At 31.8% G+C, this 26,098-nt stretch carries 17 protein-coding genes and 1 tRNA gene; 6 read left to right on the top strand and 12 right to left on the bottom strand.

The features are described 5' to 3' along the window. Position 1 precedes the first annotated feature (1 nt). Genes FIA58_RS17445 through FIA58_RS17425 form a run of 5 tightly spaced genes read right to left on the bottom strand, consistent with a single transcriptional unit; the run spans position 2 to position 6,910 of the window. A complete protein-coding gene (locus tag FIA58_RS17445; protein ID WP_140963982.1) occupies positions 2–547 on the bottom strand; it encodes a c-type cytochrome in 546 nt (181 codons plus the stop codon). Positions 548–555: 8 nt separating this feature from the next. After that, positions 556–1,080, bottom strand: coding sequence for a DUF3341 domain-containing protein (locus tag FIA58_RS17440; protein WP_140963981.1), 525 nt, complete (start codon positions 1,078–1,080; stop codon positions 556–558). Positions 1,081–1,084: 4 nt separating this feature from the next. Next, positions 1,085–2,494 (bottom strand): NrfD/PsrC family molybdoenzyme membrane anchor subunit, encoded by a 1,410-nt coding sequence (nrfD, locus tag FIA58_RS17435; RefSeq protein WP_140963980.1) that lies wholly within the window; start codon positions 2,492–2,494, stop codon positions 1,085–1,087. Positions 2,495–2,524: 30 nt separating this feature from the next. After that, positions 2,525–5,560: a TAT-variant-translocated molybdopterin oxidoreductase gene (locus FIA58_RS17430; protein ID WP_140963979.1), complete on the bottom strand. Its 3,036-nt coding sequence runs from the start codon at positions 5,558–5,560 to the stop codon at positions 2,525–2,527. Positions 5,561–5,596: 36 nt separating this feature from the next. After that, positions 5,597–6,910 (bottom strand): c-type cytochrome, encoded by a 1,314-nt coding sequence (locus tag FIA58_RS17425; protein WP_140963978.1) that lies wholly within the window; start codon positions 6,908–6,910, stop codon positions 5,597–5,599. Positions 6,911–7,128: 218 nt separating this feature from the next. Here FIA58_RS17425 and FIA58_RS17420 point away from each other — a divergent pair, with 218 nt between their 5' ends. Next, complete coding sequence (locus FIA58_RS17420) at positions 7,129–7,518, top strand: SPOR domain-containing protein (RefSeq protein WP_140963977.1); 390 nt, start codon at positions 7,129–7,131, stop codon at positions 7,516–7,518. Between the two features lie 7 nt (positions 7,519–7,525). Continuing rightward, on the top strand, positions 7,526–9,724 hold the full coding sequence (locus FIA58_RS17415) for a TonB-dependent receptor plug domain-containing protein (protein WP_140963976.1): 2,199 nt from the start codon (positions 7,526–7,528) through the stop codon (positions 9,722–9,724). 255 nt (positions 9,725–9,979) lie between these two features. On the opposite strand, the gene infB is transcribed toward FIA58_RS17415, so the two are convergent. Genes infB through rimP form a run of 3 tightly spaced genes read right to left on the bottom strand, consistent with a single transcriptional unit; the run spans position 9,980 to position 14,601 of the window. Then, positions 9,980–12,829 carry a translation initiation factor IF-2 gene (gene infB / locus FIA58_RS17410; RefSeq protein WP_140963975.1) on the bottom strand — a complete coding sequence of 950 codons (2,850 nt, stop codon included), beginning with the start codon at positions 12,827–12,829 and terminating at the stop codon, positions 9,980–9,982. Positions 12,830–12,881: 52 nt separating this feature from the next. Beyond that, on the bottom strand, positions 12,882–14,120 hold the full coding sequence (gene nusA / locus FIA58_RS17405; RefSeq protein ID WP_140963974.1) for a transcription termination factor NusA: 1,239 nt from the start codon (positions 14,118–14,120) through the stop codon (positions 12,882–12,884). Between the two features lie 13 nt (positions 14,121–14,133). Next, positions 14,134–14,601 (bottom strand): ribosome assembly cofactor RimP, encoded by a 468-nt coding sequence (rimP, locus tag FIA58_RS17400; protein WP_140964014.1) that lies wholly within the window; start codon positions 14,599–14,601, stop codon positions 14,134–14,136. Between the two features lie 174 nt (positions 14,602–14,775). Here rimP and FIA58_RS17395 point away from each other — a divergent pair, with 174 nt between their 5' ends. After that, positions 14,776–15,600, top strand: coding sequence for a universal stress protein (locus tag FIA58_RS17395; RefSeq protein WP_140963973.1), 825 nt, complete (start codon positions 14,776–14,778; stop codon positions 15,598–15,600). 49 nt (positions 15,601–15,649) lie between these two features. Here the strand turns inward: FIA58_RS17395 and FIA58_RS17390 are convergent. After that, a tRNA-Gln gene (locus FIA58_RS17390) sits at positions 15,650–15,720 on the bottom strand. Positions 15,721–15,869: 149 nt separating this feature from the next. On the opposite strand from FIA58_RS17390, the gene FIA58_RS17385 reads away from it, so the two are divergent. Both FIA58_RS17385 and FIA58_RS17380 read left to right on the top strand, forming a co-directional pair. Then, positions 15,870–19,085 (top strand): glycosyltransferase family 117 protein, encoded by a 3,216-nt coding sequence (locus FIA58_RS17385; RefSeq protein WP_140963972.1) that lies wholly within the window; start codon positions 15,870–15,872, stop codon positions 19,083–19,085. A gap of 72 nt (positions 19,086–19,157) precedes the next feature. Beyond that, entirely contained in the window at positions 19,158–19,796 is a 639-nt protein-coding gene (locus FIA58_RS17380) for a polysaccharide deacetylase family protein (protein WP_140963971.1), read from the top strand. On the opposite strand, the gene FIA58_RS17375 is transcribed toward FIA58_RS17380, so the two are convergent. From FIA58_RS17375 to FIA58_RS17365, 3 genes are all read right to left on the bottom strand, one after another. Beyond that, the gene (locus FIA58_RS17375) at positions 19,793–20,089 is read right to left on the bottom strand and encodes a thioredoxin family protein (protein WP_140963970.1); all 297 of its coding nucleotides are present in this window, start codon (positions 20,087–20,089) and stop codon (positions 19,793–19,795) included. The two genes, FIA58_RS17380 and FIA58_RS17375, sit on opposite strands and share 4 nt — an antisense overlap. 52 nt (positions 20,090–20,141) lie before the next feature. After that, positions 20,142–21,374 (bottom strand): metallophosphoesterase, encoded by a 1,233-nt coding sequence (locus FIA58_RS17370; RefSeq protein ID WP_140963969.1) that lies wholly within the window; start codon positions 21,372–21,374, stop codon positions 20,142–20,144. 136 nt (positions 21,375–21,510) lie between these two features. Next, positions 21,511–22,977: a hypothetical protein gene (locus FIA58_RS17365; protein WP_140963968.1), complete on the bottom strand. Its 1,467-nt coding sequence runs from the start codon at positions 22,975–22,977 to the stop codon at positions 21,511–21,513. A 192-nt stretch (positions 22,978–23,169) separates the two neighbouring features. Between FIA58_RS17365 and polA the strand changes: the two genes are divergently transcribed. Further along, positions 23,170–26,004: a DNA polymerase I gene (gene polA, locus FIA58_RS17360; RefSeq protein ID WP_140963967.1), complete on the top strand. Its 2,835-nt coding sequence runs from the start codon at positions 23,170–23,172 to the stop codon at positions 26,002–26,004. Positions 26,005–26,098: the final 94 nt, after the last annotated feature.

Below are 26,098 nucleotides of genomic sequence, written 5' to 3'. Positions count from 1 at the left end.
ATTATAATTCGGACTTCAGTTTTAAAACGTAATCTGCCACTTGCCATCTCTCTTCTTGCGTCAATTGATTAGCATGAGATCCCATAGAATTTAATCCATAAGTAACCACGTGATAAATACTCCCTTCAGTTATCTCTCTATCTTTATAGCTAGGAACTCCTAAAAATTTTTCTCTTTCAACAAGTTTTCCTTTACCATTTCCTTTTTCACCGTGACAAATAGCACAGTAAATATTGAACAACTCTTTTCCTTTTTCGGGAGACTTAGAAATAGAATCTAATGGAGATTTTAAAGTTTCCTTAGCTAAAGCATATCCTTCAGTTGTATTAGGAATCTCATAAGGGACAAAACCTCTCTTTATTGAACCTAGAGCAGGTTGTTGCCCTTCTTTACCATTTTTAAAAACATCATGCTCTGAATAAGTCTCATACGAAACAGATTCATACATGTTAGGAAAAAACTGATAGTTAGGTTTAGCATTATCATGACATGATGTTGCCATGAAAGTTAAACCTGTTATTGCTACTATTTTATATAAGCTTTTCATATCTTGTATTAATGCTTTTCTATTACTTTAACTTCTACAGCTCCAGTTGACTTAAAAAAAGAAACCATATCTTCTTCATTACCATGAACCCCTACTTCCATTAAGAAATGATCGTCTGTTGTTCTAACATCTGGGTTTTCTGCTTTTTTGAATGGCCATAATTTACTTCTCATATAGAAGGTAATTACCATTAAGTGAGCTGCAAAAAACACTGTCATTTCAAACATAATTGGAACAAACGCAGGCATATTATCGATATAACTAAAACTTGGTTTACCACCAATATCTTGAGGCCAATCAACAATCATAATAAAACGCATCATTGCTGTTGCAACAGACAAACCTACTAATCCGTATAAAAATGAAGCAATTGCAATTCTTGTTGGTGCTAGACCCATAGCCTTATCCAATCCATGAACTGGAAATGGAGTGTAAACTTCTTCTATATGATGATGTGCTGCTCTTGTTTGTTTAACAGCATCCATTAAAACATCATCATCATTATATATAGCGTGTATAACTTTATTAGTCATAATATTAATGATTATCTGAATGATTATGTCCGTGTTCTTCTCTCTCTCTCTTATAATTATCTCCAGAAGATTTTAAGATTGTCTTAACTTCAGCTTGAGCAATCACTGGAAAACTTCTAGAATATAATAAAAACAATACAAAGAAGAAACCAATTGTTCCAATAAAAATACCAGCATCAACAAAAGTTGGTTGAAACATAGTCCATGAAGACGGTAAGTAATCCCTATGTAATGACGTAACAATAATTACGAAACGCTCAAACCACATCCCAACATTTACAACAATTGAAATAATAAAAGAGAAAGCGATACTTGTTCTTAATTTTTTAGACCACATAAACTGAGGTGAAAATACATTACAAGTCATCATCAAGAAATAAGACCACCAATAAGGACCAGTTGCTCTATTCAAGAAAGCATATTGTTCATATTCTACTCCCGAATACCAAGCGATAAATAACTCAGTAATATAGGCACAACCAACAATAGAACCAGTAATCATAATTACAATATTCATTAATTCAATATGTTGAATTGTAATATAATCTTCTAAGTTAGAAACTTTTCTCATAATAATTAACAATGTATTTACCATTGCAAATCCTGAAAAAATTGCTCCTGCCACGAAATAAGGCGGAAGAATAGTAGTATGCCAACCTGGAATTACAGAAGTTGCGAAGTCAAAAGACACAATCGTATGAACAGATAACACAAGTGGTGTCGCTAAACCAGCTAATACCAATGATACTTCTTCAAAACGTTGCCAATCTTTAGCTCTTCCACTCCATCCGAAAGACAAAGTTGAGTATATTTTTTTTGTAAAAGGTGTTATTGCTCTATCACGCAACATAGCAAAATCAGGTAATAAACCAGTCCACCAGAAAACTAAGGATACTGATAAATATGTAGAAATTGCAAATACATCCCAAAGTAATGGTGAGTTAAAATTAACCCAAAGTGATCCAAATTGATTTGGAATAGGCAATACCCAGTATCCTAACCATGGACGTCCCATGTGAATAATTGGGAATAAACCCGCTTGCATTACAGAGAAAATTGTCATTGCTTCTGCAGAACGGTTAATAGCCATTCTCCATTTTTGACGGAATAATAATAATACAGCAGAGATTAAGGTTCCTGCGTGACCGATACCTACCCACCAAACAAAGTTAGTGATATCCCAAGCCCAACCTACAGTTTTATTTAATCCCCAAGTACCAATACCAGTAGATATGGTATAAATCATACAACCCAATCCATAAAGGAAAGCAGTTAAGGCAATTGAAAATACAATCCACCATTGTTTATTAGCTCTACCTTCAACAGGTGCAGCTACATCTACAGTAACGTCGTGGTAAGATTTATTTCCTACTACTAAAGGTTTTCTAATGGGTGCTTCGTAATGAGACGACATAATCCTTTATATTGTTTCTTTAATTAATACTTATTTAACGTTTCTTACTTTAACGTGATAGAATACATTTGGTTTTGTACCAACGTGCTCTAGTAAATGATACATTCTTTCGTCTTCAACTAATTTAGCCACTTGACTTTCTTTATCATTTACATCACCAAAAATCATTGCTCCACTACTACAAGCTGCAGAACATGCTGTTTGGAATTCACCATCTTTAACTAATCTACCTTCACGTTTTGCTTGAAGTTTAGTTGCTTGTGTTTTTTGAATACACATTGAGCATTTTTCCATAACTCCACGAGAACGTACATTTACATCAGGATTTAATACCATTCGACCTAAATCGTCATTCATATGGTAATCAAATTCACTGTTTTTATTATATAAGAACCAGTTAAAACGTCTTACTTTATATGGACAGTTATTAGCGCAATAACGAGTACCAACACATCTATTATAAGCCATGTGATTTTGTCCTTCTCTACTATGAGATGTTGCAGCAACTGGGCAAACTGTTTCACAAGGAGCGTGATTACAATGTTGACACATTACTGGCTGGAATGCTACTTGAGGATTCTCAGATGGATCTTCCATATCTGAAAGTGTATTTACAGAATCCATTAATCCAGAAGTACCTTCTTTTAATTCCACATCCCCATTAAATGTCTCTTCATGAGAATAATATCTATCAATACGCAACCAGTGCATATCTCTACTTCTTCTTACTTCAGATTTCCCCACAACAGGAACGTTATTTTCTGCATGACAAGCAATCACACATGCTCCACAACCTGTACAAGCATTTAAATCTATAGATAAATTAAAATGATGACCTGTTGTTCTATCAAAAGAAGTCCATAGATCAACCTCAGTTGCTGGAGTCTCTTGATGATCTAAAGAAACCATTGGAATCGGATTCCAAACTTCTGCATCTTTAGAATTAAATATTTCAAGAGTCGTTTCTTTGATAATATCTCCACGACCCATTAATGTTTTTTGTAATTGCACACAGGCAAACTCGTGTTCCCCCTCTTCCTTAGTTACAGTAACAATTTGATTTGCCGTTAAATCATTATACAATGTATAAGCATTAACTCCTACTTGCATTTCTTGTTTTAAAGCAGCTGATTTCCCATAACCAAAAGCTAAACCTAAGGTACCGACAGCTTGACCTGGTTGAACTACTACTGGCACTTTATTTAGAGTCGCATTACCTACTTTTAAAGTAACATAACTTCCATTCATACCTCCATTAGCCACATTCCAATTTTTCAAACCATACCTCTCAGCATCTTTTTTAGAAATGGTTACATAATTATCCCATGACACTCTTGTTATCGGATCTGGAAATTCTTGTAACCAAGGATTATTAGCTTGTTGCCCATCACCCATTCCTGTTTTAGTATATAAGACCAATTCAAGAGCAGCAGGTTTAACTTGAGCTAATTTAGATGATGAAGATGAAAAATCAACCTCATTCATCACCAAAGGCAATACCTCACTTGTCGCAAAACCATCATGCACAATTTGATTCCAAGATTTTTCTACTATTGTGTTAGCAGCAAAATCTTTTAAATAATCATAATAACTGGCACTATTTTCTGTCCAAGTCAACAAAGCATCTTGAAATTGTTTTGTATCAAATAAAGGACGAATTGTAGGTTGGGCCACACTATAGTGTCCTCTTTCAATCGCTACATCTGACCAAGATTCTAAGTAATGTGGTGCTGCAGCAGCTATATTTGTAATTAATGCTGTTTCATCTTCCTTCATTGAAAATGCAACAGATAACTTCACTTTTTTAAGAGCATCTACGAAATCTTTAGAGTTTGGCAAAGTATAAACTGGATTGACACCACTCATAATAAGAGTATGCACCTTACCAGCCTTCATATAATCAACCAATTGACTAACTTCCTTAGCATTACCTTTTCTTGTTAACTTAGCATCATTTGGATTAAAAGCCTCAGATGAAATAGCATTATTTATTGCTAACACTAATAGCTGAGCATCAAGATCATCTATACCTGTAACAACTACTCCTTTAGACTTTGCCGATTTTAATTGATTTGCCACTTTAACTATTTCAGTATTCTTAGATACTGAACCACCAACAACTGCATTATATAAATCGACTAAAGCAATCTTCTGATTTGCAACAGTCATTGGAATTCTTTTGTCTGCATTAGCACCAGCCAAAGACATGTTCGCTTCGATTTGTATATGCTTAGACATTTTTCCATTTTTAGGAATTCTGCCGTTTGCATAACCCGCATCATAACCTCCACCTTGCCAATCACCTAATATATCAGCACCAACAGACACAATTACATCTGCTTTTGAAAAATCGTAATTTGCTAAAGCTCGCTCTCCATAAACCTTTTCAAAAGCATCTAATGCATTAGATTCAGAAATAGCATCATAAATAACATGCTTAACTGTTGGATATTTCACTTTTAAAGCTTCAATTAAAGCTTCAGTAGAAGGACTTGCTAGAGTATTTGTTAGAACAACTACAGAACCTCCTTGAGAATTTGCCTCTTCTAAACTAGCTTTAACTTTCGCATTTACCTCACCCCACGTTGCTTCTTTACCAGCAATTTTAGGTTGTTTTAAACGCAAGCTATCATATAAGGAAAGCACAGAAGCATGCACTCTAGCATTAGCTCCAGTCTTAGCTCCTTCTAAATTATTGTTTTCAACTTTAATTGGACGACCTTCACGTGTTTTGATAAGAATATTTGCAAAATCAAAACCATCCGCTATAGTTGTAGCATAAAAATCTGCAACTCCAGGAATGATTTCCTCAGGTTGAACCACATAAGGAATAGATTTTACAACAGGACCTTCACATGCTGCTAATGACGCAGCAGCAGTACTAAATCCGACGTATTTTAAAAAGTCACGACGAGATGTTGCACTGTTTGATAAAGATTCATTGTCTCCTAAAAACTCATCTACAGGAATTTGCTCTACAAACTCGTTGTTTCTTAGCGTCTCAACAATAGAACTATTTTCGTTTAGCTCTTCAACACTTTTCCAGTATTTTTTGTTTGATGCCATATTGTATATTGATATTAGCTTCTTAAATTATATTAATTAATAGTGGCATTTACCACATTCTAAACCTCCCATTTGAGCTGCAGTTAATTGCTTAACTCCATATTTCTTAGAAAGTTCTTCGTGTATTTTAGTATAGTAAGCGTTGTCTTCTACTTTAACATTAGTCTCTCTGTGACAATTAATACACCAACCCATTGTTAAGGATGAATATTGTCTCATAATTTCCATCTCTTCTACTGGACCATGACAAGTTTGACACTCTACACCAGCAACCGTTACGTGTTGTGAGTGATTGAAATACACAAAATCTGGTAAATTATGTATTCTAACCCATTTTACTGGTTCTGTTTTCCCTGTATAAGCCTGTGATGTTTTATCCCAACCAACTGCTTTGTATAATTTATCAATTTCAGTATTGTAGTTAACACCAAACTCATTTCCTTCCGCTAAAGTTTCAGGAGCCACTTCAGAAATATTTTTATGACAATTCATACAAACATTTAATGAAGGTATATTTGAATGCTTACCAACTCTAGCTGCAGAGTGACAATATTTACAATCAATACCATTATCACCAGCATGTATTCTATGTGAATAATGAATTGGTTGAATTGGTTCATATCCCTGATCTACCCCTACTTGCATTAAGAAACCATAAGCAAAATAAGCAGCAAACAATAAGAATAGAATTGCAGAAACAACTAGTAAGAATTGGTTTTTCACAAAAGCTTTCCAAATTGGTAATGATTTCTCATCCTTTTGAACTTCAATTCCATTAGCCTTAGCAATTTTTGTTAAAACATTGTTAACCAAAAACAACATAACAATTAACATTGCCAAAACTAGAGACAATGCTCCTAGAATAACATCATTCGAGATTCCAGAATCACCACCAGTTTTACCTACAACATCTCCTGGATTAGGAGTTGGAGGTGGTGGAGGCGTAGTTGAAGTATACGCTAAAATATTATCAATATCTGCATTTGACAACTGTGGAAATGGCGTCATTGCTTTTTGACCATTTTCATTAAAAATTTTCAACGCTGTAGCATCACCTGCTTTAATAAGCTCAGTATTGTTCTTGATCCACTTGTAAAGAAATTCAATGTCATACTTTTCAGCTACACCTCTTAAAGCTGGCCCTGTCATCACCTTATCTAAAGCGTGACATGCAGCACAATTAGCATTAAAAAGAGCTTTACCCGTTACAGGATCACCACCAGTAGTTGGAGCCGCAGCTGCATCAGTTGGCACTGAATCTTGAGAAAAAACAGATAAAGAAAAAGATAGCGTTAAAGCTAAACTGAAGAAAATCTTTGAAAACGATTTATGGTTACCCACCTTTTTCATATTTAATTAATGATTATCGACTAGATTTGGTATGATTTTAGATATATAATTTACACCTTGAAAGCATACATTATTTTAAACTCCGACAAAAATACAATATTAGAACTATTCTAAAAACCTTAATTTTATCATAAAATGTAATTTATATTTATTCTAAATAATTTTACTTATTTTGTTTCGTTTATAAAATTGTACTTTTGCTTTAAATTTTATTCATTATGAGAAAATTAACCATTAAAAATTATTTTTACTTATCACTTATTAGCTTTTTTATTGCTTCAAATTCTTTTTCTCAAGAAAACAAAACAACTGTTATTCAAGACCCAAGATTTGGCAAATTACTAAAAGAAAAGCAACAACTTGACAATTCTAACGAATCTGACGAAAATTATACTATTCAAATTTTCTATGGAGACAGAGAAACTGCAAAGAAAACATTAATGGGTTTTAAAAAAGACTTCAAAGAAATTGAAGCAACCTATTTATACACTAATCCAACTTACAAAGTTTGGGTAGGCAAATACAAGTTAAGAATTAATGCAGAAAAGGATTTAGTTGAAATAAAGAAAAAATACCCTACTGCTCTTCTAATTAAGCCAAATCGTTAAAAATTGAATGAAGAAAGCTTTTTTTTCTTGTTTCCTACTAGTACCTATTTATAGTTTTACTCAAATCTTGAAAGATTCTATAAAGACAAATAGTTTGGAAGAAGTAATCGTTACCTCAAACAAAACACCTAAAAACAAAACTCAACTACCCAATCAGGTTGAGTCTATCAATAATAAGCAAATAGAATTTCAGAATTTTCAATCAACTGCTGAAATGCTAGCAAATTCAGGCTCTTTGTTTGTTCAAAAATCACAACAAGGCGGAGGAAGCCCTGTCATTAGAGGATTTGAAGCCAGTAGAGTTTTATTACTAGTAGACGGTTTTAGAATGAATAATTTAATATTTAGAGCAGGACATTTACAAAATGTTATCACTGTTGATGAAAACATGCTAGAAAATGTTGATATATTTTACGGCCCAACTTCAACTTTATTTGGAAGTGATGCCCTTGGTGGAACTGTAAATATGACTACAAAAAATGTAAAATTTTTAAATGAAACTTCAAACAAGTTTTCTGGTAGAATAAATACTAGATATGGAAGTGTCAATGAAGAAAAATCCATTACATTTGATTTCAATTATGCTAGTAAAAATTTCGCTTCATTAACCCTATTATCATACAATGATTTTGGTGATTTAAAAATGGGTAAGAAAAAAAATCCACATGCTGCTTTTTTTGGAGAAAGACTTTCTTATGTTACCACTATAAATGGAATTGATCAACAAGTTGAAAACAACAATAAATATCTTCAAAAGTTTTCGGGGTACACCCAATATAATGCTCTTCAAAAACTAGCTTATAAAAGCAATTCAGGCTTTAAGCACGGTGTAAATTTACAATTTTCAACTACATCAAATATACCAAGATATGATAGACTTACTGATAAAACTGCATCTGGTCTAAAAAATGCAGAATGGTATTATGGCCCTCAACAAAGAATTTTAGCAGCTTATACTCTTGAAAAAGAAAAAGCATTATTCGAAAGCAATTTACTTATTAGTACTGCCTTTCAAAGCGCAAAAGAAAGTAGACATAATAGACGTTTTGAAAACTATAATTTACAGAATAGAGAGGAGAATGTAAATATGTATTCATTTTCTACAGACTTGAACAGAAAATTTAAAAAAGGAGAATTGTTTTATGGTTTCGAATCTTATTTTGAAACATTAAAATCATCTGGTTACAAACAAAATATCAATACAGGAATTATTGAAGGTATAGATACACGTTATCCCAATGGAGACAATATTATGTTTAGAAATGATATTTATATCTCGTACAACGAAAAATCAACTAAAAAAACAACTTGGACTGTTGGAGGACGTTTTGGCTACACTACTTTAAAAAGCTCCATTACGGATGACACTTTTTTCCCCTTACCTTTTTCAGAAATAAAACAAGGTAATTTTACTTACAGTGGTTCATTAGGAATTATTCATAATACTTCTAAAAATGTAGCCTTAAAAGCGAATATTTCTTCTGGTTTTAGAGTACCAAATATTGATGATTTTGGCAAAATATTTGAATCCGGAGATGGTTTTATAATTGTACCCAATAAAGATTTAAGTCCAGAGAAAACAATTACCGGAGATATTGGCTTAGTAATTCAATCTAACAATAAACGGTTTAAATTTGAAAACACCTATTTCTACACTCGTTTATATGACGCAATTGTGACCGATAATTTTGAATACCAAGGACAAACTATCATAAATTATGATGGCTCCAATAGTCAAGTTTTAGCCAACCAGAATAAAAGAAAAGCTTACATTACAGGAATATCAACTAACATGAGAGGCTACATTATTGAAGACTTACAATTTAACGCAAGTTTCAATTATACTTATGGTCGAATTGTAGAAGATGAAAATGAAAATCCTCTAGATCATATTTCACCTTATTTTGGAAAAATTGGTTTACGTTATGATAAAAAATGGGGGCAATTTGAGACATACCTCTTATACAATGGCAAAAAGAGTAGCAAAGATTATTTCACAAATGGAGAAGACAACATACAATATGCTCCAGAAGGAGGAATAGCAGCTTGGGAAACTTACAATTTTAAAATGAGCTTCAACATAATAAAAGAAGCTACTTTATTTGCTGGAATTGAAAACATTTTAGATATACAATACAGAAATTTCGCCTCAGGAATTAATGCCCCTGGAAGAAATATTTATGGTGGATTAAAATACGCTTTTTAACCCATAAGAGAATTACTCAAATAGTTTCACTTTTTTTATTACATATTAGTTTTAAGCAAATATCTTATGAAAACACAAACTAGTTTTATAGAAACGACATCCTTTGCTTTTTTTTAATAAAAAAGCAAAGACATAGCTGATAGCGGGAAGTTTTTTCTAAAAAACATACTAATCCTGTGCTCCTTAAAAAGTAAAATAAAAAAAACCAAGCTTAATGCTTGGTTTTTACTTTTAAATACTATTCTAGTTATTTTATTATTTCAATTTCTTCTTCACTTCAACTTCGTGGAAACATTCAATAACGTCATATTCTTTAAGGTCATTGTAGTTCTTAATTTGCATACCACAATCATACCCTTTAGAAACTTCTTTTACATCATCTTTGAAGCGCTTTAAAGCAACTAATTCTCCCGTATAGATTACAACACCTTCTCTAATTAAACGAATTTGTCCATTTCTTAAGATTTTACCATCCGTAACCATACAACCTGCAATAGTTCCTACCTTAGAAATTTTGAACAATTCTCTAATTTCCGCAGTTCCTGTAATCTCTTCTTTTAATTCTGGAGATAACATTCCTTCCATTGCATCTTTTAAATCGTCGATAGCAGCATAAATAATAGAATAATTACGGATATCGATTTCTTCTTTTTCAGCTAATTGTTTCGCATTTCCTTGAGGACGAACATTAAATCCGATAATAATTGCATCAGACGCAGAAGCTAATAAAACATCAGATTCTGTAATAGCTCCAACACCTTTATGTATAATATTAATTTGAATTTCTTCAGTAGACAATTTAGAGAATGAATCAGACAATGCTTCTACAGAACCATCAACATCTCCTTTTAAAATTATATTTAATTCTTTAAACTGACCTAAAGCTATACGACGACCAATTTCTGCAAGTGTAATATGTTTCTGTGTTCTTACAGACTGCTCTCGTTGTAATTGTGTACGCTTAGCTGCGATTTGCTTTGCTTCTCTTTCATCATCATATACATTAAACTTATCACCAGCCGTTGGAGCACCATCTAATCCTAAAATAGAAACAGGAGTTGAAGGACCAGCAACAGTAACATTATGACCACGTTCATCAAACATCGCTTTAATCTTACCATGATTTTTACCTGCTAACATATAATCACCAATTTTCAAAGTTCCTGCTTGTACTAATATAGTAGTAACATAACCACGTCCTTTATCTAATTGTGCTTCAACAACAGTTCCAATTGCATTTTTATCTGGGTTAGCTGTCAATTCTAAAACTTCAGCTTCAAGTAATACTTTTTCTAATAATTCTTTAACACCTAAACCTGTTTTAGCTGAAATATCATGAGATTGGTATTTACCACCCCAATCTTCAACTAATAAATTCATTCCTGCTAATTTTTCTTTTATCTTTTCAGGATTAGCTGTTGGCTTATCTACTTTATTGATAGCAAATATCATTGGAACTCCAGCTGCTTGAGCATGACTAATAGCCTCTTTTGTTTGAGGCATGATATCATCATCTGCAGCAATTACGATAATTGCAATATCTGTAACTTGAGCTCCGCGAGCACGCATTGCTGTAAACGCTTCGTGACCTGGTGTGTCTAAGAAAGCGATTTTTTGCCCTCCTTCTAACTGAACACCATAAGCACCAATATGCTGAGTAATTCCTCCTGATTCACCTGCTATTACATTTTCTTCACGAATATAATCTAGCAAAGATGTTTTACCATGATCCACGTGACCCATAACTGTAACAATAGGTGCTCTATGCACTAAATCTTCTGGATTATCTAATACTACCTCAGCAGCTTCTTCAATATCAGTTGTAATAAATTCTACCTCGAATCCAAACTCATCTGCCACTATAGATAATGTTTCAGCATCTAAACGCTGATTCATTGTTACCATTATACCTAGAGACATACATGTTCCTATAACTTTTGTAATTGGAACATCCATTAAAGAAGCAATTTCACCAACTGTAACAAATTCCGTTACTTTTAAGATTTTACTTTCTAGATCTTGTTGTTGTAATTCATCATCCACACGTTGACGGTGCGTATCTCTTTTATCTTTACGGTATTTAGCAGCTTTTGAACCTTTTTTACCTTTACCTTGAAGTCTTTCAAGAGTTTCTTTAATTTGGTTTTTAACTTCTTCTTCTGTAGGTTCAGTCTTTTGAACAACAACCTTTTTACCTTTATTAAATCTATCTTTTGAGAAATCTTTTTTAACACCACCTTGTCCTCCTGCAGCATTGTTTGCCCCTGGAACGGGTTTAGTTATTCTCTTACGTTTATTCTTATTTGAATTGTTATTATTGTTACCACCACCAACATTAGGAGCTTTAGTATCTCCTGGCTTCTTGATATCTTTTCTAGGCTCAATTTTCTTTTTAGGCTTATTAAACTGACTTAAATCAATTTTTTGTCCTGTAAAAGTGGCTCCAGATAATTTTTGATAATTGGTAGCTATTTTAACCTCTTCTGTAGAATCCTCAGCACTAACTACTTTTGCGCTAGTAGTCTCTTCTACAGCATTTTTTTCAACAGGAGTATTAGTTGGTTTTGGTTGCTCTACTTTTTCAACAACTTTCACCACTGGTTTCTCTTGTATTGGCTCTACTTTTGGTTTTTCCTGTTCAACTTTTGGCTTATCTTCAACAACAGGAGTTTCTTCTTTTTTCTCAACCTTAGCAACTGGTTTTTCCTCAACAACGGGAGTTTCTTGTTTTGGTTCCACCTTTCTAGGATTTAAATCGATTTTTCCTACTGCTTTTGGTCCTGCTAAAGAAGCTTTTGCTTTAATCACTTCTTGTTTTTGCAGTTCTTCATGCTGACGTTTAATCTCAACCTCTTTTTCAAGCTCTTTTTTAAGAGCTTCCTTCTCTTTTTTCTTCTCTTCACTTACTTCAAGAGAGGCCACTTTCTTACCTTTATCGGCAGAAAATTGACTGCATAAGACATCGTATTCCTCTTGAGATATTTTAGCATTTGGACTTGCCTCAATTTCATGGTCCTTTTCTTTTAAAAAGTCCACAGCTCTATCTAGAGAAATGTTTAACTCCCTTAAAACTTTATTGATTCTTATAACTCTTTTTTCAGACATATAATCTTTTTTCTAATTCTTTTTGTTTTGTGTGTTGTTATTTTTCTAAAAATTAGTCTTCTAATTCTTCTTTTAAAATACGAACAACTTCTAATATAGTTTCTTCTTCTAAGTCTGTTCTTCTTACTAAATCTTCAACATCTTGACCTAAAATACTTCTAGCTGTATCTAATCCTATTTTTTCAAACTCTTCAATCACCCAAGCATCAATTTCATCAGAGAACTCTCTTAATTCAACATCATCAACTTCAACAACACCTTCTCTAATAACATCTAACTCATAACCTGTTAATAAACTTGCTAATTTAATGTTATAACCTCCTCTACCAATTGCTTTAGATACTTCTTCGACTTTCAAGAAAACTTCAGCTTTTTTAGTTTCCTCATCAATTTTAACAGAAGAAACTTTTGCTGGACTTAAAGCTCTTGTTATGTATAATTGAATATTATTAGTATAATTGATAACATCAATATTTTCATTACCTAATTCACGAACAATTCCGTGAATACGCGACCCCTTCATTCCTACACAAGCACCAACTGGATCAATTCTATCATCATAAGAATCAACAGCTACTTTTGCTTTTTCTCCAGGAATTCTTACAACTTTTTTCACATTAATCAAACCATCGAATACTTCAGGAATTTCCTGTTCAAATAATTTTTCAAGAAACTCTGGTGCCGTTCTTGACATCATAATTTGAGGTTTATTCCCTTTTAATTCAACACTTTCAATAATCCCCCTAACATTATCTCCTTTTTTGAAATAGTCATTAGGAATTTGTTTTTCTTTTAGTAAAACAATTTCATTTCCATCATCATCCATCAAAACCACCATTTTAGGTCTTACATGGTGAACTTCAGCCGTATAAATATCTCCTACTAAATCTTTAAATTGTTTATAAAGATTAGTATTGTCATGTTCATGAATTTTTGATATTAAGTTTTGACGAAGTGCTAAAATAGCTCTTCTTCCTAATTGAAATAACTTCACTTCTTCAGAAACATCTTCACCTACTTCAAAATCAGGTTCAATTTTTCTTGCGTCCGCTAATGAAATTTCAGAGTTTTCATCTTCAACTTCTCCATTTTCAACAACAGTTCTATTTCTCCAAATTTCCATATCTCCTTTATCAGGATTAATAATGATATCAAAATTATCATCTGAACCATATTTTTTCTTCAATGCATTTCTAAACACATCTTCTAAAATTGCCATTAAGGTAACTCTATCTATGAGCTTATCGTCTTTAAATTCTGAAAACGATTCTATTAACGCAATATTTTCCATGTCAACTCTTTATTTAAAATAATACTATTACTGTAGCTTCTTTAATTTCAGAATAAGGCAAATTTACAGATTTTTCTACTGTTTCTTTACCTTTTCCTATTTTTTTTGGTTCTCTTGCTTTCCACTCTAATGTGATTCCATCATCATCAGCAGCTGAAAGCAATGCTTCGATCTCTTGTGATGTTGTTGTTTTAACCTTTAAATTCCTTCCAATATTCTTTTTGTATTGTCTAACCAAACTCAATGGACTTGAAACTCCAGCAGAAGCTACTTCAATACTAAAGTCATATTTCTCACTATCCAAATTACCGTCAATCGCTCGACTTACATCTATGCAATCCTGTAAACTAACACCGTTATCACCATCTAAAACAATATTTATTTTAAACGAATCATCTATTTTGAGATCAATCAAAAACAAAGATGGACGCTCTTTTAAGGCGTCTTCTAACAACTGATTTACGTCTTCTTTAAATGTCATATTTTTATAAAAAGAGGCACGCAATGCGTGCCTCATTATTTAACTACTTTATAAATAATCGGTGCAAATATACATAATATTTTTTTAAATTAAAATAATTGTTTAATTAGAATATAATCAGTAACTTTATGATGTAAACTTTTACAATTTAAATTATTAAAAAATAAAGTATTTATGAAAAAAATTTTAGTCCCTACAGATTTTTCCAAACACGCTGAATATGCCCTAAAAGTTGCTGCCCAAATAGCTAAAAAAGACAATAGTGAAATTATTGTTATACATATGCTTGAACTTCCCACTACAGGAAACGATGCTATAACCTCATCTCATGAAATACCAGAGTTAATGCTTTTTAAAAATGCAGCTATAGCAAAACTAGACAATATAATGAACGCACCTTATTTACAAGGTATCAAAACTACCAAAGTAATACAATTTGAAGTTGCCTTCGACGGAATCATGAAAAACGAAAAAAGCGAGAATGCCGATTTAATTGTTATGGGTTCTCATGGTGCTAGTGGTTTTCAAGAAATGTTTATTGGCTCAAATACTGAAAAGGTAGTTAGAAATTCCGAAATACCAGTTTTAGTTATTAAAAGAGAGGAAGAAAATTTTAACGCAAATAACTTTGTGTTTGCTTCTGATTTTTCAGATGAAATAAAAAAACCATTTGAAAAAGTAGTAGATTTCGCCAATAAGTTCAATTCACACATTCATTTGGTAAATATAAACACACCTAATAATTTTAAATCCACTCATGTTGCTCAAAACACCATGGATGATTTTATTTCTGGCTTTAAAATAAACAGCTTCTCCACTCATATCTATAACGACATTAATGTTGAAAAAGGAATACTTCATTTTGCAAAAAGCGTAGATGCTGATATCATTGGAATGAGTACACACGGAAGAAAAGGCCTATCTCACTTCTTTAATGGAAGCATTAGTGAAGACTTAGTCAATCATGCCAAAAGACCTGTTATAACCTTTAAAATATAACCTAAAAACAATTGAAATAAAAAAAGCCTCTCAACTGAGAGGCTTTTTGTTGTCCCACAAGGACTCGAACCTTGAATGACGGTACCAAAAACCGGAGTGTTACCATTACACCATGGGACATATTTCCTTAATGCGAGTGCAAATTTAGAACATATTTTTTATTCTGCAAGTTTTTCTAAAAAAAATATTAAAATTTATTTTAAATCTTTTATGCTAACAAAAAAGTAGTTTCTTTGTATTACAAATTAAAAAAGACAAATAGACACTTTATGACTGCATTTAATTTTAAAAAATGGAACACTATAGTAGGTTGGGTTACTTTTACTATTGCCCTAGTAACCTTCACATTAACAGTTGAACCTACAATGAGCTTTTGGGATTGTGGAGAATACATTGCTACTTCTGCTAATCTTGAAATCGGACATCCACCTGGAGCTCCTTTATTTCAAATGTTAGGTGCTTTCTTTGCAATGTTTGCAAATAGTGCCTCAAAAATAGCATTCATGGTTAATATGATGTCTGTGTTTTCAAGTGCTTTTACAATTCTTTTTATGTTTTGGTCTTTGACTCTTTTAATGAAACGAATTTTCATTAAAGAAGAAAACAACTCTACAGAAAATTACATCATGCTATTAGGTAGTGCTTTTGTAGCCTCTTTAGCTTTTACTTTTTCTGACAGTTTCTGGTTTAATGCAGTAGAAGCAGAAGTTTATGCTATGGCTTCTTTTTTAATTGCTTTACTTTTCTGGCTAGGTTTAAGATGGGAACAAGACATGGATAAACCTAAAGGAAACAAATGGTTACTTATTATTTCACTCGTTATAGGCTTATCATTTGGAGTTCATTTCATGGCTTTATTGACTTTTCCTGCTATTGGTTTCCTTTATTTTTTCAAAAAACATAAGAACATTACTGTAAAAAGTTTTTTAATTGCCAATGTAGTTATTGTTGCCATACTTCTGTTCATTTTCAAATTATTACTTCCTTACACTTTAGCTTTTTTTGGAAAAACAGAAATTTTTGTAGTAAACAGCTTAGGATTACCTTTTAATTCTGGTACAATTATAGCTTTCATTGTTCTAGTAACTTTATTCTATTTTGGTTTAAAATACACCAAAACAAAAGGACATGTCTTTTACAACACAATTATACTTTCTGTTTTATTTATTTTAATTGGTTTTTCAACTTGGTTAATGCTTCCTATTAGAGCTAATGCAAATCCTCCAATTAACGAGAACAAACCTTCAGATGCAGCAGAAGTTTTAGCTTACTACAACAGAGAACAATATGGTGAACAACATTTATTTTATGGACCTCAGTTTTCTGACACCTACTCTGGTTTAGATGAAAACAATCCATACTTAGATGGGAAACCTAATTATGAAAGAGACTATAAGTCTGGCAAGTATATCATTACAAATAATTACAAAAATGCTAATCAAAACACTGATGACAATCACAAAGCATTTTTACCTAGAATGTGGAGTAGCGATCATAGTGCCAACTACATGCGTTTCACAGAACCATTAGACTTTAGAATTAAACCTGAATATGCTGACGAACAAGAATTAGTACAAATAGTATCTGAATTTAGAAGTGCATTTAATGACAAAAGATCTAACTTAGACCTTGATGATTATAATAAATTTCTGAAAGGATATGGCGATTATTTAATTGTTGAAAAACCAAGCTTCGTAAACAACATGAAGTTTATGTTTGACTATCAATTTGGAGATATGTATTGGAGATACCTAATGTGGAATTTTACTGGTCGACAAAGTGACAACCAATGGAAAGGTGATTCTTTTGAAGGGAATTGGATTAGTGGTATAAAATTCCTAGATACAATTAGACTTGGAAGTCAAAAAAACTTAACTTCTGATATGCTTAACAATAAAGGTAGAAATACTTATTTTTTCTTGCCTTTCATACTAGCGATAATCGGAATGATTTATCATGCTAAGAAAGATGTAAAAAGTTTTTATGTTTTACTTGTTTTATTCTTATTTACTGGATTAGCTCTAAAAATATATTTAAACGAAAGACCTTTTGAACCTAGAGAACGTGATTACGCTTTAGTTGGTTCTTTTTATGTATTTGCTATGTGGATAGCTTTTGGAGTATATTCTTTATATGACGGTATTAAAAATTTCCTAAACCCTAAACTTACCATTCCAGTTGTACTTGGATTAACATTATTAGCAGCACCCGTTTTAATGGCTTCTCAAAACTGGAACGATCATTCTCGTGCCAATAAGTATACTGCTTTAGCTAATGCAAAAGCCTATTTAGACTCATGCGATGAAAATGCTATATTATTCACCATTGGAGATAATGACACCTTCCCTCTTTGGTATGCACAAGAAATTGAAGGATACCGAACAGATGTTAGAATCGTAAATACAAGTTTATTTATGACAGATTGGTACATCGATCAAATGAGAAGAAAGGCTTATGAATCTGACCCAATTCCACTTACCATGTCAAGTGATTTATACAGAGGAAGTAATAGAGATTATAGTTTCTTTATTGAAAAAACTAAGGATTCTATTCTTTTACAAGATTTAATTCGATTTATGTCTTTAGAAGATGAAAGAGCAAAAATTGATTTAAAAAGTGGCCAATCTGTTAATTACTTTCCATCTAACAAGATTGTTATACCTATTGACAAAGAAACAATTATTAAGAACAAAGTTGTTTCTCCAAAATACTATGACTCAATTGTTCCTTATATGCAGTTTAAGATTAAAGGAGATGCTTTATATAAAAACAGATTGATGATGCTTGACATTATTAACGCAAACAACTGGAAACGACCAATTTATTTTACTGGTGGAAGTTTTGGAGATGAAGACTATCTATGGATGAAGGATTATTTAGAACTTGATGCTATGTGCTTTAAGTTAGTTCCTATAAAAACAAAAAACAGTAATGACGGTCCAAACCCTTTAGAAATGGGATTCATCGATTCTGACAAAATGTATAACATTATTAGAAAGTGGGATTGGGGAAATAGTGGTAATCCAGATATGTATCACGACCCTGAAACACGTAAAAATGGTATTACATATAGAACTAACCTTGCGAGACTAATGGAAATATTAATAAATGAAGGTAAAAATGAGAAAGCTGAAAACATAATTGATTTAGCAATGGAAAAAATGCCAATTGATTATTTTGAATATTATACTTTAGTTGATCCATTTGCAGAAGGCTATTACGAAATAGGAAAGAAAGAAAAGGCTAGATTAGTATTAAAGCAATTAATTATCAAATACCAAGAAGAATTAACTTATTACAAAGGCATTAATAGAAATCAAATAGACAGAGAAACTATGATGACGATAGTTTCTAATATTGAACGCTACAGAAGCCTATTAGAAATAATGAAGCGTGCTGATGACTTAGAGTTCTATAACCAAGAAAAAACAAAATTCAATAATTATAACAAGATGTTTCCTGAATACGACAGAGATATGGAGTGATTTTTGTTTTAAAAACCTAAAAAGTGTGATAAGGGCTTCTTATCACACTTTTTTATTTTTTACATTTACATTATGAGTACTTTTTGGATTAAAATACCTTCATTTATTCAATATTTATTTCCAAATTATAGCTGGAAAATAAAAAATACTGAACAAAAAATATTTTTAACTTTTGACGATGGTCCTATTCCTCAAGTAACGGAATGGGTATTAGATATTTTAAAAAAAGAAAACATAAAAGCAACTTTTTTCTGCATTGGAGATAATATAAAAAAAAATCCACAAATCTTCAAAAGAATAGCGCAAGAGAATCATTCTATTGGAAATCACACTTTCAATCATTTGAAGGGTTGGAAAACCAACACTAAAGATTATTTAGAAAATTTTAATTTATGTAAAATTGAAATTGAAAGTTTTGATTTAGCAAATCATAAATTATTTCGCCCACCTTATGGTAAAATAAAAAAACAACAGGCAAAAAGAATTAAAGCGGAAGGATACCAAATAATAATGTGGGATGTTTTAAGTTATGATTTTGATCAAAATATTACACCAGAAAATTGCTTAAAAAATGTTGTTAAAAACACTACTACTGGAAGTATAATCGTCTTTCACGATAGCTTAAAAGCTAAAAAAAACTTAGAGTATGCATTACCAAAAGCAATACAAGAATTAAAAGAAAAGGGCTTTGTTTTTGAAACTATAACTTAAGCTTGTTCTGTAACCAATGCTATTAAAGTATTAGCATCCATTTCACCACTTTGTCTCCAAACCATTTGACCTTCTTTATAAATCATTAATGTAGGCAAACCTTTAACTCGCAAAGCTTCAGCAAGTTCACGATTTTTATCCACATCAATTTTAATAACTCTGGCTTTATCTCCTAAAGCTGCTGCAACATCACGAATAACTTCGTTCATCGCAACCGAAGGCTCGTTCCATTCTGTAAAAAAATCTATCAATACAGGTACATGAGCATCGATAAGTTCCCCAAATTTTGACATAAATCGAAATTTTTAAGCAAAAATAATATACAAATGTAGCATTTTTACTGAATTAAGCTACATTTTCACCTTTTTTTAGTTCTATAACAGTTATTTCTGGCATGATTCCTACTCTTCCTGGATAGGCATGAAATCCAAACCCTCTATTTACATATACATATCTACCTACATTTTCATATAATCCAGCCCATTGTTTGTATACATATTGTACAGGACTCCATTTAATCCAACCAGGTATCTCTATGCCAAATTGAAATCCATGTGTGTGACCTGAAAGCGTTAAATGATAATGATTATCATCATGTTGCACTTCTGCGTCCCAATGACTTGGATCATGGCTCATTAATATCTTAAAATCTTCTTTTTTAACTCCTTTAGAAGCAAGTTCTAAGTCTCCAGCTTTTTTAAAATGTTTACCCCAATTTTCAACACCAATAAGTCTTATAGAATCTTGCCCTTTTTTAATCTCTACGTTTCTATTTAAAAGCAAATCAAAATCAATTTGTTGATGCAAATCTTTAATCTCATTAAAATTAGCTAACTTTTCTTCATTAGAACTCCAATCAAAATATTCGCCATAATCATGATTTCCTAAAACCGAAAATTTACCTAATTTAGGATTATGAATCCTTTTAAAAGTATCTATCCACGGATGCATTTCTTTAGCATGAGTATTTACTATATCTCCTGTAAACAATACTAAATCAGAGTTTTGTTCATTAATTAAATCGATTGCATATTGAATTTTTTCAGGATTATCAAAACTTCCACTATGAATGTCTGAAATTTGAGTAATCGTTGTCCCATCAAATTCTGGTGGTAAATCTGGAAAAAATAAGGTCTGCTTTCTAACTTTAAAATTATACTTACCAATAGTCATTCCATACAATAAAGAACCAAATGGAACCGCTGCAAGACCAAGTGCAATTTGACTTACAAATCGTCTTCTCTGAGGAAAGAAATAATCTCCACGATTATTTCCTATAAAATAATTCAAACAACCCGAAAATAATCTATATATATCTTCACCCAATAAAATAAGGGTTAAAAAAATTTTAGGAACAAAGGTTATTAAAAACAACCCTATTGCAAAAAGTGACTGTTTATTTTGCCCTGATCCTCTATCATGAGTTAAAAAAAAATAAGTTATATAAACTATAACACCAACAGACACTAAAAGATAAATTCCTAAAACCCACTTAGATTTTACAACTGTTTTAACAGCTTGAAAAGAATAAAACTCTAATAAGGAAATTAGTAACAAAGGTATTAACCAACGAAGCATTTGAAATAATTTTACACAAAGTAACAAATATTCAATCAGTTGAAAATAGTAATTATTAAAATTTTAACTCAAAAAGCAAAAAAGACTACTGTAAGTAACAATAGTCTTTTTTGTTTACAAGTGAGATTATTGTATATTATCTCAAATACAAACTTAAAGAAACTGTAAGCATATTACTAGTCCCACTATATCTTTCTACATAAACTTCCACATAATCATTTGGAGACATCTCCACAACTGTTTGCAATGGAAAAGCAAAAATATCATTAGTATTAGTGGTATATATATATGTTTTAGAACGATTTATAACTGTACCATTTTTAGCTATATAAAAAACATAAATAGTATTACTACTACTTGTAGCCTGAAAAGAAGCCGCAGCATTTACTGTAAAAAATCGCTTCTTACTTCCTAAATATTGGATTCTATTATCTGCTGAACCATTAGAAGCTCTAAAAAAATTATTCGAAGAAGTAGCTCCTAATATTTTAATTGGTGTACTTGTAGTTAATGTTGTTAAAAACCCTGTACCTACACCATAATCAAAACTTACATCTCCAACGGTGAAACTATCCCCTTCAAAAGGAATACCCGTACAATTAACATCCCACGTATTATTAAAGTTATAACCTGTATATGAACCTACTGTGTAGCGTTTTACATAAAAACCAGTTGAAAGAGTTCCTGAAAAATTTACTCCTTCTAAGTCTCCAGAAACTGAAATTGTAGGGTTTGAAGAAACATCCACACCTATTGCTGCTCCATTAACGTCACAAAACCCTCCTTGCTTTTGAATTGAACTAAAAGTTCCTTCAAATTTTTCAAATGTCCCTGTATTATTCCCAAACCATGCTTGATTATCTAATAATAATTTTGAAATATCTCTATAGATAATTCCGTTGGTATTTCCTGCAAATTGAATAATACTTCCAAAGACTAAAGCAAAATTTTGAAGCACTCCAACATTAGCAGAACTTGCAATAATAGCATCTCTAAAAATAAAATTTTGAGTGCCTCCTCCATTAATATTAAATACATTACCACTAGAAGCTACTAATGTCAATACTTTAATAGTTCCACCTGTAGTCCCTGTAAATAAATCTCCAGTGCTTTTTACTAATTTATCCTCACCAGCATCTAAACCAACTAAATAGGCATTATTTAATTCTATAGGTAAATCAACTAAAACTGTACCGTTAATCTCATACAATGTTCCTGTATCTAATAAATATTTAGAGCCTCCTCCTGCTGCCAACTCAGATGCTAAAACTGTAGCCAAGACATCTGTAGATTTAACTCTTTTAAACTTAGATCTACCCTGCTTAATATTTACCCAAGTCGTTGCTGGTAAATCATAATAACTATATTCTTTAAAATCGGTATCATAAACTAACAACCCATTTGCTGGAGAAGTTATCGCTAATTTTTGAGCAGTAGTCATCCTTGGTGCTAAAATACCTTGTGTAGTAGATGTAATATCTAATGCAGAGGAAGCATCTGGTGAGGTTGTATTAATTCCAATTTGAGCAGTCGAATTTTGTGTCGAAAAAAATAGTACAATTACCAAATAGCATAATTCAAATTTAAATAGTTCTTTTTTCATAATATCACAATTAATTTACATTTTAAATATACAAAATTCAATAAACAAATCATATTAAAAATGTTAAAAATAAAAATTTAACAAATATTATAATTTTAATGTATTTTTTGTTAATGTATTTTTACATCTAATTATTTCAATAAATCTTTCAAAGAATTGTATTTTTACATTTTTGAATTAAAATAACACTTCATGTCACAGAAACGATTATTTCTTCTCGATGCTTATGCTTTAATCTTTAGAGGTTATTATGCATTTATAAAAAATCCAAGAATCAACTCAAAAGGAATGGATACCTCAGCCATTATGGGATTTATGAATTCTTTAATGGATGTAATTAAACGGGAAAAACCAGACCATTTAGCTGTAGCGTTTGATAAAGGAGGAAGTGACATAAGAAACGAAATGTTTCCAGAGTACAAGGCCAATAGAGATGCTACACCAGAGGCTATTAAAATTGCTATTCCTTATATACAGGAACTATTAAAAGCAATGCACATTCCTATCATGGAAAAAGCAGGTTTCGAAGCAGATGATTTAATTGGAACTCTGGCAAAACAAGCAGAAAAAGAGGGATACCAAGTTTTCATGGTAACTCCTGATAAAGATTTTGCTCAATTAGTTTCTGAAAATATTTTCATGTATAAACCTGCTCGTATGGGTAACGGAATAGAAATTTGGGGAATTCCAGAAGTACAAGCTAAATTTGAAGTGGAACATCCTCTACAAGTAATCGATTTCCTCGGAATGATGGGTGATTCAGTAGACAATATTCCAGGTTTACCAGGTGTAGGTGAAAAAACAGCTAAAAAGTTTTTAGCAGAATATGGTTCAATGGAAAAACTTTTAGAAAGCACCCATGAACTAAAAGGCAAAATGAAAGAAAACATAGAAGCTAATAAAGAAAAAGGGATTCTTTCTAAAAAATTAGCCACTATCCTACTCGATTGCCCAGTTCAATTTAATGAAACAGACTTTGAGCTTTCTAAACCTGATGTAGAAAAAACAGACGAAATCTTCCAAGAATTAGAATTTCGTCAAATGAAAGCGCAATTTGATAAAATTTTTGGTTCAGATGCCTCTACAAATGATTTAGAAAACAATACTAAGGATAAACCAATAAAAAAATCACCTCCAAAAAACGAAAATCAATTTGATTTATTTGGTTTTTCTGATGAACCTTCAGAAGAAGTAATGCATAATTCATTTTACGCTACTTTGGAAAGCACAGAACATTTTTATCAAATTGTACAAGGAGATTTGGCTGTCAAACTATTATTACAAAATTTAGAAAAACAATCTTCTGTTTGTTTTGACACCGAAACAACTGGTTTAGATGCTTTAAACGCAGAGCTAGTTGGAATTGCTTTTTCATGGGAAAAAGGAAAAGGCTTTTATGTACCATTTCCAGAAAACCAAGAAGAAGCAAAAGCATTGGCACAGAAATTTATAGGTTTTTTTGAGAATGATACTATTGAAAAAACAGGTCAAAACTTAAAATATGATCTTAAAATATTAGCCAATTATGGTATTGAAGTTAAAGGAAAGTTCTTCGATACAATGATTGCACATTATTTAATCAATCCTGATATGCGTCATAATATGGATGTTTTATCAGAAACTTATTTAAAATATGCTCCCAAATCTATAGAAACTTTAATTGGCAAAAAAGGAAAAAATCAAAAATCGATGCGAGATGTTGCCATCGAAGAAGTAAAGGAATATGCTGTTGAAGATGCTGATGTAACATACCAATTAAAAGAACATTTTCAACCTATTTTAGAAAAGGTAGGTACCAAAAAATTATTTGATACAATCGAAATCCCTTTGGTTGAAGTTTTAGCTGCAATGGAAAGCGAAGGAATTAATTTAGACGTTACTTTCTTAAATAGTATGTCTAAAGATATGCAAGTTGAAATTGATGCATTCGAAAGTAAAATATACGAAATTGCTGGTGAAACATTCAATTTAGCCTCGCCAAAACAATTAGGTGATATTTTATTTGACAAATTAAAAATTGGTGGAGCCAAACAAAAGAAAACCAAAACGGGTCAATATGCAACTGGTGAAGAAATTTTAAGTTATTTGGCAAAAGACAACGAAATTGTACGTTATATTTTAGAATGGAGACAATTAGTAAAACTAAAAAGTACCTACGTTGATGCTTTACCTAATCAGGTTGATTTAAAAACACATCGTGTTCATACTGATTATATGCAAACTGTTGCAGCAACAGGTCGATTAAGTTCTAATAATCCTAATCTACAGAACATTCCTATTCGAACAGAAAGAGGTCGTCAAATAAGAAAAGCCTTTATTGCTCGTGATGAAAACTACACTTTATTAGCAGCCGATTATTCCCAAATAGAATTACGTATTATTGCTGCTTTATCAGGAGAAACTACAATGATTGAAGCTTTTAAAAACGGAGAAGATATTCATAAGTCTACTGCTTCAAAAGTGTTCAATGTCCCTTTAGAAGAAGTAACTAAAGAACAACGTAGTAATGCTAAAACTGTAAACTTTGGAATAATCTACGGTGTTTCAGCTTTTGGATTAAGTAACCAAACCGATTTAAGCAGAAGTGAAAGTGCTGATTTGATTGATGCATATTACAAAACCTATCCTAAATTGAGAGCTTACATGAGTGACCAAGTCGATTTTGCAAGAGAAAATGGTTATGTTGAAACCGTTTTAGGCAGAAGACGTTATTTAAAAGACATCAATTCGGCTAATGCAGTGGTTCGTGGTGGAGCAGAACGAAATGCTGTAAATGCACCTATTCAAGGAAGTGCAGCAGATATTATTAAAATTGCCATGATCAATATCCATAAACGTTTGAAATCAGAAGAGTGGAAATCAAAAATGCTATTACAAGTTCATGATGAACTTGTTTTTGACGTACACAATAGTGAGTTAGAAAAAATACAACCTATGATTAAAAGTGAAATGGAAAATGCTTTCAAATTGGAAGTACCATTAACCGTTGATTTAGGATTAGGAAAAGATTGGCTAGAAGCACATTAATACATAGCTATAATTAGAGTTCAGTTTGGTCGCTAAATCATTAATAAAAATTACATTTTACGCAACCAAGTTCTTTTTAAAGCATCTTGAAATA

The sequence above is a fragment of the Flavobacterium jejuense genome (assembly GCF_006491595.2).
Taxonomy (GTDB): Bacteria; Bacteroidota; Bacteroidia; order Flavobacteriales; family Flavobacteriaceae; genus Flavobacterium; species Flavobacterium jejuense.
The sequence above is the reverse complement of the archived record's forward strand: the minus strand, read 5'-3'. Positions and strand labels throughout refer to the sequence as shown.

Excerpts from the sequence above, each read along its gene's own strand:
- FIA58_RS17445 (WP_140963982.1), bottom strand. The coding sequence starts at position 547 with ATGAAAAGCTTATATAAAATAGTAGCAATAACAGGTTTAACTTTCATG.
- FIA58_RS17440 (WP_140963981.1), bottom strand. The coding sequence starts at position 1,080 with ATGACTAATAAAGTTATACACGCTATATATAATGATGATGATGTTTTA.
- nrfD (WP_140963980.1), bottom strand. The coding sequence starts at position 2,494 with ATGTCGTCTCATTACGAAGCACCCATTAGAAAACCTTTAGTAGTAGGA.
- FIA58_RS17430 (WP_140963979.1), bottom strand. The coding sequence starts at position 5,560 with ATGGCATCAAACAAAAAATACTGGAAAAGTGTTGAAGAGCTAAACGAA.
- FIA58_RS17425 (WP_140963978.1), bottom strand. The coding sequence starts at position 6,910 with ATGAAAAAGGTGGGTAACCATAAATCGTTTTCAAAGATTTTCTTCAGT.
- FIA58_RS17420 (WP_140963977.1), top strand. The coding sequence starts at position 7,129 with ATGAGAAAATTAACCATTAAAAATTATTTTTACTTATCACTTATTAGC.
- FIA58_RS17415 (WP_140963976.1), top strand. The coding sequence starts at position 7,526 with ATGAAGAAAGCTTTTTTTTCTTGTTTCCTACTAGTACCTATTTATAGT.
- infB (WP_140963975.1), bottom strand. The coding sequence starts at position 12,829 with ATGTCTGAAAAAAGAGTTATAAGAATCAATAAAGTTTTAAGGGAGTTA.
- nusA (WP_140963974.1), bottom strand. The coding sequence starts at position 14,120 with ATGGAAAATATTGCGTTAATAGAATCGTTTTCAGAATTTAAAGACGAT.
- rimP (WP_140964014.1), bottom strand. The coding sequence starts at position 14,601 with ATGACATTTAAAGAAGACGTAAATCAGTTGTTAGAAGACGCCTTAAAA.
- FIA58_RS17395 (WP_140963973.1), top strand. The coding sequence starts at position 14,776 with ATGAAAAAAATTTTAGTCCCTACAGATTTTTCCAAACACGCTGAATAT.
- FIA58_RS17385 (WP_140963972.1), top strand. The coding sequence starts at position 15,870 with ATGACTGCATTTAATTTTAAAAAATGGAACACTATAGTAGGTTGGGTT.
- FIA58_RS17380 (WP_140963971.1), top strand. The coding sequence starts at position 19,158 with ATGAGTACTTTTTGGATTAAAATACCTTCATTTATTCAATATTTATTT.
- FIA58_RS17375 (WP_140963970.1), bottom strand. The coding sequence starts at position 20,089 with ATGTCAAAATTTGGGGAACTTATCGATGCTCATGTACCTGTATTGATA.
- FIA58_RS17370 (WP_140963969.1), bottom strand. The coding sequence starts at position 21,374 with ATGCTTCGTTGGTTAATACCTTTGTTACTAATTTCCTTATTAGAGTTT.
- FIA58_RS17365 (WP_140963968.1), bottom strand. The coding sequence starts at position 22,977 with ATGAAAAAAGAACTATTTAAATTTGAATTATGCTATTTGGTAATTGTA.
- polA (WP_140963967.1), top strand. The coding sequence starts at position 23,170 with ATGTCACAGAAACGATTATTTCTTCTCGATGCTTATGCTTTAATCTTT.